The organism is uncultured Streptococcus sp. (assembly GCF_963516515.1).
Lineage (GTDB): Bacteria > Bacillota > Bacilli > Lactobacillales > Streptococcaceae > Streptococcus.
In genome coordinates this window covers 1-12,203 of sequence record NZ_CAUQCJ010000017.1, presented here as the reverse complement: position 1 = coordinate 12,203, position 12,203 = coordinate 1, and the positions used below count along the sequence as shown (strand labels likewise).

Below are 12,203 nucleotides of genomic sequence, written 5' to 3'. Positions count from 1 at the left end.
TGAGGAGGGAAAGTGATAGATGAGTGATTTATTTGTACAAAAATCGGACTACTTTTTAGGACTATCCAATCAGAAAATCATCATAAAAAATAGTCAGCGAGAAATCGAGAGAGAAGTATCCATCTACCTTGTAGACAATCTTTTAATTTTTGGTCAGGCTCAAATAAGTACGCAATTATTGAAAGCTTTAGCAAGGGAGAATATTAATGTCTACTATTTTTCTAGCGAGGGAAAATTTTTGGCTTGTTTAGATTCTTATCGTCAAGAAGACTTTTATAAGCAAGAGAAACAAGTCCGGGCTTGCCTAGACCAAGACTTTTGTCTAGCTCCTTCAAAGGAAATCGTATCTGCTAAAGTTAAGCATCAACTTTCCTTGTTGAAAAGCTATAATCAAGATGGAATATTGTCAGTAGATGATTTTGAACGTTTTCATTTAACTCTCCAAAAAATAAAGGAGGCTGAGTCCATCTCACAGATAATGGGGTATGAAGGTCGTATTGCGAAATCTTATTTTTACTATCTGAGCTTACTAGTACCGGATTCTTTTCGTTTTTACGGTCGTAGGAGGCGGCCTGCTACGGATTCTTTCAATTGTTTACTAAATTTTGGCTACTCCATTCTTTACTCTTGCTTCTTGGGTTTGATACGGAAAAATGGCTTAAGTTATGGATTTGGTGTCCTACATCAGAGTCATGGTCATCACGCTTGTCTTGCGAGCGATTTGATGGAGGAGTGGAGACCAGTCATTGTAGACAATACTATCATGCAATTGATTTTGGAAGAGAGTTTAAAAGATGAGCATTTTGAAATAAAGGCTGATGGTACTTTTATTTTAAAAGATGAGGGAAGGAAAGTATTTCTTCTAGCTATGAGAGAGAGGATGCTAGAGATACATCAGTATATCGAGCTGGATAAAAAGCGCTATTCTTTCTTTTACACGGCTGACCAGCAGATTAAGCGCTTGATTCGAGCTTTTGAACAGAAGGATAGTTATTTGTATATAACAGCCTATACAGGAGAAGAGTGATGGGATTATATTATCATTTATCAGGAGAAGAAAAGGAATTTGCTAAAAAGAAATCCCTCTTTTGTCTGATAATCTACGATATTATTAGCAATAAAAGAAGATTAAGATTAGCTAAATTGTTAGAAGGATTTGGGATGAGAGTCCAACGCTCTTGTTTTGAAATTGATTTGGAGAAGGCTAGTTATCAAGTCTTGATTCGAGAATTGGAATATTTTTATGATCCTAGCGAATTTGATAACATTATTGTCTATGTTGGGAATCGAGAAGAGACTATTCGTTTGAATACCGATGATAGAGAGCTAGAAGAAGCAGATTGTTTGTTTTTTTGATGTGAAAACTCTTACAATTTATGGTATACTATAATTAGTTTCCAAATAGGTTATATCTTGTGTTTGTTTTTAAATCCAACCACAAAATATGGGGTATAAGAACCTATCTGCCTCGCGAGGGGACGGAAACTATGGACATGCTACCCATGCAGGGTATTCGATGTCGTGTATAAGAACCTATCTGCCTCGAGAGGGGACGGAAACTCCTTCTTTCTCTGGAATTATTCCAGTTCTTTTATTAAAATATAAGAACCTATCTACCTCGAGAGGGGACGGAAACCTGTATAGCTTCCCACTCATCGTTCTCTATCTGGATCCTAGGTATAAGAACCTATCTGCCTCGCGAGGGGACGGAAACTTGTAAGAAATTTTAGTTACATTTTCAAAAGCCATTTAGAACACCCTACCCACCTCGCAAGGGGACGGAAACAATTCAGGTTTAGCGTAAATTGAAACATCAAGACCTTTGTGCATATCATCCAATTCGCCTCGCGAGAGGACGGAAATTTGAGATACCCTGCGCATAACTCACCGAACTTATTACTGTAAAATACTCAATTCACCTCGGCAGGGGACGGAAACTCCTTCAGGTCGAAAACTTCGTATAATTCCATTTAAAAGTATAAGAACCTATCTACCTCGCGAGGGGACGGAAACTCTAAACTGATTTCAACTTCTAATTGTCTTTGTTGTGCGTAAGACAACCTATTCACCTCGAGAGGGGACGGAAACTCCATCTCCTCGATCAACCAATCAAGGTTCTTGCGTGTAGAACACCCTACTCACCTCGGTAGGGGACGGAAACTTTTAAACCTTTCCTAGATTGTAATGAAAGAGCAGGTCTGGTAGAACATCCTATTCACCTCGAGAGGGGACGGAAACAATTCAGGTTTAGCGTAAATTGAAACATCAAGACCTTTGTGCATATCATCCAATTCGCCTTGCGAGAGGACGGAAACGTTTTATTTACTCCACACCAATCAATTTTCTACAATACGTATAAGAACCTATCTACCTCGAGAGGGGACGGAAACCTTAGGAGATTTTTATGAATCCACAAAAAGTTCATTGTAAGACACCTAATTCGCCTCGCGAGAGGACGGAAACCTTCATCACTCCACCTCCTCGACTTCAATACCCTCACAATGTAGAACACCCAATTTACCTCTAGAGGGGACTTATTTCCTTATTACATAACAAAACGAGAAAAGATAGCTTAAAAGCTAAGCACAATTGATAAAGGAGGCTTATGAAAAGAATTACTTTATCCTTTCATCGGATTGACCAGTCACCCATTGAGTTGGCAACCAAATTTCATGGATTTTTGATGGAGCAGTTAGCTCCAGATTATGTGGACTGGATTCATGAACAGGAGACCAATCCATACTCTATGAAGGTAATCCATAAAAAGGAGCAGACGACTTGGACGGTTCATCTTTTGACAGAGGATGCCATCAAGCAGATCCTACCCCCAATGTTGGAGTTGAAAAAAGTTGACCTACATGTGCTAGCAACTCTGACGGTTCAAAGTATGACCATGCAAGATTTGAGTCCAGAGGAACTGTTTGACCTCTTTAATCAAAACCAAGACCAGTCCTTTTTTACTATTCAATTTCAAACACCGACTGGATTTCGTTCCCAGGGCGAGTATGTGCTCTTTCCTACCCTGCGTTTAATATTTCAAAGTCTGATGATGAAGTATGGACGACTAGTTGAGAATCGGGAAGACATCGAAGAGGAGACCTTGAACTATCTTACGTCCCATAGTCGGATAACCAGTTACCGAATGGAGACGAGTTACTTTAAGGTCCACGGCAAAAAGATTCCTGCCTTTAAGGGCAAGTTAACCTTTAAGATAACAGGACCTAGTACCCTCAAGGCTTATGCAAATATGTTATTAAAATTTGGAGAGTATGCTGGACTGGGCATGAAAACCAGCCTAGGAATGGGAGGAATAGAGCTTGAAGAAAGAAAAGATTGATTTAGTTTATGGAGCGCTATTACATGATATTGGCAAACTACTTCAGCGCTCCGATAAGGGCACAAAAGATGCTACTAGCCTTGGAGCTGAGTGGTTCAGACGTTTTTCAGATAATGAAGCAATCGCTCAACACCTTGTCTATGACGATTTAAAAGGAGTAGAAGCCAATCTGCCTACTGATAGTCCGCTTTATATAACCGACCTTGCTTCCAAGATTGCTTCTAGCTTAAAGGCAGGTCAAAGTCTTGCGTCAAACAAGGGAGATGACTTGGGGAACCAAGCTGATGTTTTTAATGTTTTTTCAGATGTCTATAGCCAGCGTTTCTTGCCTATCAAAAGCTTAGAGCTTGATAGGGAGCCGAACTATGCTCAAAAAGCAAAAGAGTCAGTTTCTCAGTCTGACTATAGCAGCCTACTGGATACCATTGAAAAGGAAATCAAGAACTGGGATTTTGATTCATCTCAGATTGACGCCCTTTTGAATCTCTATGAAGCCCACCTATCCTATGTACCGACTTCAACTAAGATCCAGGAATTGGCGGATATTTCCTTGGCGACTCATAGTCGTCTAACAGCAGGTTTTGCCTCGGCTATTCAGGAGTATATGACAGCTGAAAATGATTCAGACTATCAAAAAGAACTCTTCCATGAACAAAAATCTTTCTATGATAAGGAAGCTTTTCTACTAGTTAGCTTTGACTTATCAGGGATTCAAGATTTCATCTATAATATTGCGACGGCTGGGGCAGCTAAGCAACTCAAAGCTCGCTCCCTCTATCTGGATTTTATGGGAGAACATATCGCTGACAGCCTACTAGAAAAATTGGAATTAACAAGAGCCAATCTTCTCTATGTAGGAGGCGGTCATGCTTACTTTATCTTGGCAAATACTGCAAAAACAAAGGTTGCGTTAGAGGACTTTGAAGAAGAATTTAACCAATTTTTGCTTAAGAACTTCCAGACACGTTTGTATGTTGCCTTTGGTTGGAGTCCATTTTCTGCTAATGACATCATGACCTCCTTGGCAAGATATAGGAAAGTTTACCAAGCAACTAGTCGCATGATTTCTAAGAAGAAAATTTCTCGCTATGATGCTCAAACGCTTTTGGAGTTAAACCGAGGTGGTCAAAGTGCTCAGAGAGAGTGTACGATTTGCCACTCAGTACAAGATATGACGACCTTTAATGACCAAGAAGTCTGCCAGATTTGTGCTGGTCTTTATCGCTTCTCTAAAGAAATTCAAGAACAATACTATATTGTCACCAAAGAAAAAGGCCTCCCAATTGGACAGGGAGCCTTTATAAGAGGGATTTCACAAAATGACTTGGATAAGGAAGATTGGAATCGTATCTATGTAAAAAATAGCTTTGCGACCGATATAGGGAGGGCAACTCATGTCTTTGTTGGAGACTACAAGTATGCTGATATCGATCAGTATGCTCAACTGTCCCAAGATAGTCAAACAGGTCAAGGGATCAGACGTCTAGCAGTTGTCCGACTAGATGTAGATGACTTAGGTGCTGCTTTTATGGCTGGATTTTCTTATCAAGATGGTGGAAAATACAATACTTTAGCTCGTTCAGCAACCTTCTCAAGAAGTATGAGTCTCTTCTTTAAGGTTTATATCAATCAATTCGCTAAGGACAAAAAAATATCGATTATCTATGCTGGTGGAGATGATGTATTCGCCCTTGGTTCATGGCAAGATATTATCGCATTTACGATTACCTTGCGCCAACAATTTATCAAGTGGACGAATGGTAAATTAACCCTATCAGCAGGTATCGGACTTTTCCCAGATAAAACTCCGGTTAGTATCATGGCTGAAGAAACAGGCAAGCTGGAAGGAGCAGCCAAGGATAATGATAAGGATAGTATTTCTTTGTTTGATAAAGCTTATACCTTTAAGTTTGATCAATTTATAAATCATATCTACAAAGGAAAACTGGAAAAGATTAGACATTACTTTAGTATTCAGGATGAACGAGGAAAGAGTTTCGTTTATAAGTTAGTAGAACTTCTTCGTAACTATGACCGAATGAATGTAGCTCGCTTAGCCTATTACTTAACGCGTTTAGAAGATCTAACACCAAGAGAAAGTAAAACAGAATTTAAAGAATTTAAGGACCTATTCTTTACTTGGTACACAGGCAGTGAAACGGTACGAAATGAAGCAGAATTAGCTTTACTTCTTTATATTTATGAGATTAGAAAGGATTAATACATGGCTACTTTAACAGATGACAATTATGTAGATAAGGCAGAAAATGTTATCAAATCATTGAATCGAAACACTAGAGATTTTAGAAACCCTGATGCATTCCTTTTGACAACTAGCAAAATAAGAAACTTACTAAGCTTGACAAGTACCCTTTTTGATGAAAGTAAGGTTAGAGATTATGAGGCGCTAGCCGACAAAATTGCCTATTTGAGAGTGCAGTTTGTATATCAATCAGGCCGAGAAACTGCAGTTAAAGACTTGGTGAAAAAGGCTGAAATTTTAGATATTTTAAAAGAAATCAATAATAAGGAAAGTCTCCAACGTTTCTGTCGTTATATGGAAGCACTAGTAGCTTATTTCAAATTTTATGGAGGAAAAGATTAATGGCATTTGCTAAAATTAAACTAACAGCACAAATTCGTCTAGAAACAGGACTCCATATTGGAACAAGTAATGCCTTTGCTGCCATTGGAGCTATTGATTCACCAGTCATCAAAGACCCAATTACAAACTTACCGATTATTCCTGGTTCAAGTATAAAGGGAAAAATGCGCACTCTTCTTGCAAAAGTTCATAATGATCGACTAGCTAAGAAACCAGGAGAAGATGGAGAAATTCTTAGTCGTTTATTTGGAAACAGTTCAGACGACCGCTATAAAATAGGACGACTCATTTTCAGAGATGCCTTCTTAATTAACAAGGAAGAGTTAGATTCTTTAGGTGTCAAGAGTTATACTGAAGTTAAATTTGAAAATACTATTGACCGTATTACTGCTGAAGCAAATCCGAGACAAATTGAACGTGCCATCCGTAGAAGTGCTTTTGCATTTGAGTTGATTTATGAAATTACAGATGAGAGTCAAGCACAAGTGGAAGAAGATTTTAAAGTCATTTTAGATGGATTAAAACTTCTTGAGTTAGACTATCTAGGTGGCTCAGGTTCTCGTGGCTATGGTAAAGTTAGTTTTGAAAATCTAAAAGCGACGACTGTTTTTGGGACTTATAACCTTGATGCATTAAACAAACTACTATCTGCGGAGGTCTAATATGACCTATAAGATGTATATCATGGACTTTGATTCTGCCCATTTTGGAGCAGGAACTCTGGATAGTTCAAAAATGACTTTTTCGGCAGACCGTTTATTTTCCGCTCTTGTGATTGAAGCCAATAAGATGGGACGATTAGATGAGTTTTTATCCTTAGCAAATCAGGATGATTTTGTTCTAACGGATGCCTTCCCTTATAAGGCCCGCCCATTCTTACCGAAGCCCATCGGATTTCCAAAATTTGACCAAGTTGATTTAGATAAGGATGTCAAGGAAGTACGTCGGCAAGCTAAGTTAGCAAAAAAACTACAATTTATCCCTCTAGAAAATTTTGATCATTATGTCAACGGTGCCTTGTTTGAAGATGAGGAGCATGCTGTTACTAATATCGTAACAAAGAATCAACCCCATGTTGATGGAGCGCTTTACCAAGTTGCAACTACCCGATTTTTGCATGATACAGCCCTCTATGTATTAGCGACTGAGTCACCACTGCTTGATGAGATGATGACTAGCTTGCAGTTCTCTGGTATTGGAGGAAAACGCTCAAGTGGCTATGGTCGTTTTGATTTGACTATCAAAGAAGTTCCTGAAAATCTTGAGAGTCGTCTGACTCGTTCCTATCAAGGAAATGTGATGACTCTGACGACTTCTTTACCAACAGACGAGGATCTTCCAAGGGCTATGGATCAAGGTTCTTATCTTGTAATCAAATCAAGTGGTTTTGCTTTTAGTACAGTGTCTAACCAAAATTATCGTAAACAAGACTTATTTAAATTTACTGCTGGATCGACCTTTTTTGAAACCTTTGCAGGGCAAATTGTTGATGTAAGACCGCTTGATTTTCCCCATGCTGTCTTCAATTATGCCAAACCCCTATTTTTGAAAATGGAGGTAAAAGGATGAAAACGGACTATAGAGTTTTTCAAATTAGCTTATTAGCTATGGCCCCCATTCATATTGGGAGTGGTGAGAAATACACTTCACGAGAATTCATCTATGAGAATCGTCGCTATTATTTCCCAGATATGGGTAAGTTTTACAATCGGATGATTGAAAAGGGACTGGATAGAAAGTTTGAACAATTTCTTCAGGAAACAAAACCAAGTGCTAGGAATAATCGCTTGATTTCTTTCTTAAATGACAATAGAATTAGTGAACGTTCCTTTGGTGGCTATACCATTACTGAAACTGGTCTGGAAACAGAAAAGAACAACCAGAACCCCAGATCCGGTTCTATAAATGAAGTAGCAAAATTTATGAGGGATGCCTTTGGGAAGCCCTATATTCCGGGTAGTTCCTTGAAGGGAGCTATTCGAACTATTTTAATGAACACCAATCCTGACTGGAACAATAAGAATGCAGTTGATTTTCATGGGAGAAGTCCTAAAGAAAACAAAAAAATGATTCCATGGGGAGCAAAAAAGGGGCAAGAATTTAATGACTTGTTTCATGCGATTCGTGTTAGTGATAGTGAGCCATTTAACAATGAGCAGATTATTCTAGTTCAAAAATGGGATTATTCTGCTAAATCACTAACTGTCAAGCCTCTTCCTTTATACAGGGAAGCAATCGCACCCTTAACTAAAATCAATTTCACCATTACTACAACTACTAAGGAAGCTGGAATCCTAATTGAGGAATTAGGTCAGAGAGCGCAAGCCCTCTACAAAGAATATAAAAACTTTTTCTTATCAGATTTTCCTGAAAATAAAATTCAACCAAATCTTCAATATCCTATCTATTTAGGAGCTGGAAGTGGAGCTTGGACAAAGACCTTGTTTGAACAAGCGGATGGAATCTTACAAAAACGGTATAGTCGAATGAAGACTAAGATGGTTGGAAAAGGTGTTTTGAAACTGACGAAAGCGCCGGACAAGAGCATTAAAACCAATAAAGGAGAACGGAAATTGATCATTAATAGCGATTCCTTCTATGAGATGGGGAAAGCTAATTTCATGATTAGGGAGATTTTACAATGAAAATTTTGATATCCGCTGTTAGTGATTCCGATCCGATTAGAGGATTTCATGATGGTGCTCTGGTTCATATTGCAAGAAAGTATCGTCCAGATAAAATTATTATTGTGTATTCTGATAAGATGCTTCCTAATAAAGAGCGAAATAATAAAGTTCTTTTCTCTATATCTGAAAACTATAGACCAGAAATTATTATTCATGAAAAAATAATTATTGGTGAGGATGTCTTTATTTTCGATAAAATGTATGATGAATTCTCAAAAATAATTAATGAATGTTACTCAAAAGAAGATGAATTTATTTTGAATCTTTCTAGTGGGACACCACAGATATGCGCTGCTCTTTTTATTATCAACCGTTTGAGTGGTATCAATGTCAAAGCAGTTCAAGTTGCTTCTCCACAAAAGGGGCCAAATACAGAAGATAAACATGATATAAGTGAAGATATTGATGATTTGATTTCATTAAATGAAGATAGTACCGATCAGTTTGTGGATCGTACTTTGGAAGATAGTGCGGAGAAATTTAGTCAGGATTTAATGAAGAAAACTATTCGTGATTTTATTACTAAATATGATTATAAAGCTAGTTTAGAGTTAGCAAATCAATTGCCTGACTTCCCTGGTTTAAAAGACTGTCGCAAAAGGTTACAAGATATTGTGGATTCATTAGATAGGCAAGATGTACCTCAACTCCTCCAAAAGAAAAAATGGAGTGAAGAACAGAAAAAAGTATTAAATGCCTATTTGACCATTGATTTACAAAAAGAACGTGGTAATTATAGTGAAGGGCTTATTAGAATTAAAACCTTGACTGAATTTATCTTGGAAGATTATATTGATAACCGTTATCCAGGATTATTGGATAGATATGTAGATGAATCAGAAAAATATTTCTTGGGAATTTGGGATTATAGTAAAATTCTCAAAGAAAAAAGAGAGTGGACTTTATATAATCAAATTAAACCGATGATTAACATGAACACTTCGCGAAATACATTGGCTCATAGATTGGATCCATTGCAATCGGAAGAATTACGTCAGTTAGGATCCGTCTTAAAAAATCTCAAGGCTTTAGTTAAAGAACAGTATCAATTTAATGAAAAAGATTTCAATTTCTATAAAGAATTAAATAAGGAATTATTGGAATTATTAAAGTAACGAGGTGAAAGTTTGAACATTTTAATATCAGCAGTGGGAACGACAGATCCAATTAGTCATAATCGAGATGCTGCTTTGTTACATATTGCTCGCACTTATAGACCAGAGCAGATTGTTTTGGTTTATAGTGAGGAAATGCTGATTAAGCAAGATCTCATTGAGAAAGCTATTTTTTCCATAGAAGATTATCATCCTGAAGTGATGATTGAGTCAACGATTTTAAAAAATGATGAGGTTTATCTATTTGATAAAATGTATGAGGTTATGGGACAGATTGTTGAAAAATATTCTGGAACTAATCATCAATTGATCTTAAACTTATCTTCGGGAACGCCTCAGATTATTTCGGCTCTATTTGCCCTCAATCGAATCAAAGATTATAATACTCAGGCTATCCAGGTTGCAACTCCTAACAAATCAGCAAATAGACAGTATGTGCCACTTTCAAGTGAAGGTGAACAGAAGCTTTTTAACGAGAACGAGGATAACCAAAAGGATTACGAAGATCGTACCATTAAAGATGAGGCTGAAAAATTTAATCAATCTTTAATCAAACGTCATTTAAGAAATCTGATAGCTTCCTATGATTATCTTGCCGCAGAAGAAATCGTTACAAAAAAAGAATACAATAACTTACTTTCTAAAAAGAAATTATCTTTTTTACGAGCGACTCTAAATGACTTTGTAAAAGTATTTAAAACACAAGCTATTTTAAAAGATATTCAAGACTATCCATTGACAGATGTTGAGAAGAAAGCCCTTAATTACTTTTTAATGATAGAAGTCTTGAAAGAGAGAGGACAAGTAGCAGATGTCTTAATCAAATCAAAGTCTTATGTTGAATTTATCATCGAAGAAAAGATCAAAAGAGATTATCCTGATTTAATCAAATACGATGGGGCCTTACCAAAATTAAATGAAGAATACAAAGATTTTGAGAAGATTTTAGATTTTATTGATTTAGAATTTAAAAAAGCAAAAGGAATAGAAAATGAAGAGGAAAGAATTTATTCACCTCAATCAACCTTAAACCTTTTATCTTATGAAAATATTTTAACTTTTTATCAAGCCTCTCCTGACTTACTTAAGTCGCTTAAGGTTATTACCAGTTTAAATAGTGAGCGGAACAAAGTTGCACATGGACTATCAGAAATCGATGGTAAATTAGTTAATTCTAAAAAATTGAACCAAACAATAGATAACTTACGTTTTGTCCTTCAGGATACATTTGATATTGAAGATTATTATTTTGGATATTATAAAAAAATCAATGACGAATTACTAGATTTGCTTCGTTCCTAACTAATAAGCAACTTTTTGATTTTGTTTGACAAATTGTTAAGAATCTAATATAATAAAAACTGTAGAACAAAACTATCGCTTTTAGCGTAGCCAAGGAATTACTGGTCGGTCTGCTTTGGTCAGTAGTTTGTAGATAGGCTTATTTGGGTTTTATATATTTTCCGCAAGCAGATGAATAAATATATCGTAGGAAGAGGTGTAAATAGCCTCTTTATTTTTTTGAGAAAAGGTACAGTATGTTAAGAAATTTAATTCTTAGTTACAGAACATTGATGGATACTCAATACAAATTTACTATCACTCAAACTGTCTCCAAACAGACTATAGAAAAATATATTGAATTAAGCTTCACGGAACCAAATTTTCATCATCTTATAGGTTTACACAAACTAAAAGGAATAGATAAAGTTAAGTGCTTCAATGGTAATGGGGCTCAGAGGATATATAACCAAATTTTGGGGAATCATATCACTTTTTATGATTTAGATAAAGATACATCTCAGCATAAGGCTGCATTTTTATCTAGAGCAACTTCTCTGAATTTAATTTATACGATGCTAGAAAATATAAGTGTTAATTTAAAGGGATTGTATTATTTTGACCCAAATAAAATTGGGTCGAAGATTAAAGCAAAGTATTTATTGCATTTTCAACATAGAGATAAAGAATTTTATTTTTTGTTTGATAAATATGATAAGAAGGTTAAGAACACTGATATTTGCTATCCTGTTTCAGTTTTTAGAAGAAAAATACAGGCTGAGTTGCCAGAAGGGCGTAGTGCAAAACACTATGAAATGAACCAAACCCCCATTAAGCTATTGAAAGTTGAAAAAATACAAGGTGCTAGAACTGTTACATTATATGATAAATAGTTCCTTGGGTGTAGAGAGCTATTTTGAGTATGACAGGTATATCGGATATATGAGATTTGACGCCAGATAACCGTGAAAATAATAGCCATTCTAAGCCTGGTGCTGGAAATCAGAATCGTCAGAGGAAGGAATAGAGAAATCGTGGCTTTACGAACAGAAATGTTATAGTAAAATATGTATAGTGGATGAGATGGTAGCAAGTTTTTGGGAAAATTAAACTTTAATGACAGTGGTAAATTCCCAAACTAACTTCCACCACTAATCCAAGTGGAAGTTAATCTGATA

Annotated in this window: 11 protein-coding genes; all 11 read left to right on the top strand. The window is 36.3% G+C overall.

The window, feature by feature from the left end:
• The first annotated feature begins 19 nt into the window (after window positions 1–19).
• Window positions 20–1,027: a CRISPR-associated endonuclease Cas1 gene (gene cas1, locus RYL77_RS04905; RefSeq protein ID WP_315010278.1), complete on the top strand. Its 1,008-nt coding sequence runs from the start codon at window positions 20–22 to the stop codon at window positions 1,025–1,027.
• Entirely contained in the window at window positions 1,027–1,356 is a 330-nt protein-coding gene (gene cas2 / locus RYL77_RS04900; RefSeq protein WP_306484199.1) for a CRISPR-associated endonuclease Cas2, read from the top strand. Before cas1 ends, cas2 begins: the two co-directional genes overlap by 1 nt.
• Before the next feature lie 1,249 nt (window positions 1,357–2,605).
• The gene (cas6, locus tag RYL77_RS04895; RefSeq protein WP_315010275.1) at window positions 2,606–3,337 is read left to right on the top strand and encodes a CRISPR-associated endoribonuclease Cas6; all 732 of its coding nucleotides are present in this window, start codon (window positions 2,606–2,608) and stop codon (window positions 3,335–3,337) included.
• Complete coding sequence (gene cas10, locus RYL77_RS04890) at window positions 3,318–5,558, top strand: type III-A CRISPR-associated protein Cas10/Csm1 (RefSeq protein WP_315010273.1); 2,241 nt, start codon at window positions 3,318–3,320, stop codon at window positions 5,556–5,558. Before cas6 ends, cas10 begins: the two co-directional genes overlap by 20 nt.
• A gap of 3 nt (window positions 5,559–5,561) precedes the next feature.
• On the top strand, window positions 5,562–5,942 hold the full coding sequence (csm2, locus tag RYL77_RS04885; RefSeq protein ID WP_023942893.1) for a type III-A CRISPR-associated protein Csm2: 381 nt from the start codon (window positions 5,562–5,564) through the stop codon (window positions 5,940–5,942).
• On the top strand, window positions 5,942–6,604 hold the full coding sequence (csm3, locus tag RYL77_RS04880; protein WP_315010270.1) for a type III-A CRISPR-associated RAMP protein Csm3: 663 nt from the start codon (window positions 5,942–5,944) through the stop codon (window positions 6,602–6,604). Before csm2 ends, csm3 begins: the two co-directional genes overlap by 1 nt.
• A gap of 1 nt (window position 6,605) precedes the next feature.
• Window positions 6,606–7,511: a type III-A CRISPR-associated RAMP protein Csm4 gene (csm4, locus tag RYL77_RS04875; protein ID WP_315010268.1), complete on the top strand. Its 906-nt coding sequence runs from the start codon at window positions 6,606–6,608 to the stop codon at window positions 7,509–7,511.
• The gene (gene csm5 / locus RYL77_RS04870; RefSeq protein ID WP_315010267.1) at window positions 7,508–8,587 is read left to right on the top strand and encodes a type III-A CRISPR-associated RAMP protein Csm5; all 1,080 of its coding nucleotides are present in this window, start codon (window positions 7,508–7,510) and stop codon (window positions 8,585–8,587) included. Before csm4 ends, csm5 begins: the two co-directional genes overlap by 4 nt.
• A complete protein-coding gene (csm6, locus tag RYL77_RS04865) occupies window positions 8,584–9,744 on the top strand; it encodes a type III-A CRISPR-associated CARF protein Csm6 (protein WP_315010266.1) in 1,161 nt (386 codons plus the stop codon). Before csm5 ends, csm6 (RYL77_RS04865) begins: the two co-directional genes overlap by 4 nt.
• Before the next feature lie 12 nt (window positions 9,745–9,756).
• Window positions 9,757–11,046 (top strand): type III-A CRISPR-associated CARF protein Csm6, encoded by a 1,290-nt coding sequence (csm6, locus tag RYL77_RS04860; protein ID WP_315010264.1) that lies wholly within the window; start codon window positions 9,757–9,759, stop codon window positions 11,044–11,046.
• Between the two features lie 236 nt (window positions 11,047–11,282).
• The gene (locus tag RYL77_RS04855) at window positions 11,283–11,918 is read left to right on the top strand and encodes a PBECR4 domain-containing protein (protein ID WP_315010263.1); all 636 of its coding nucleotides are present in this window, start codon (window positions 11,283–11,285) and stop codon (window positions 11,916–11,918) included.
• The last annotated feature ends 285 nt before the right edge of the window (window positions 11,919–12,203 follow it).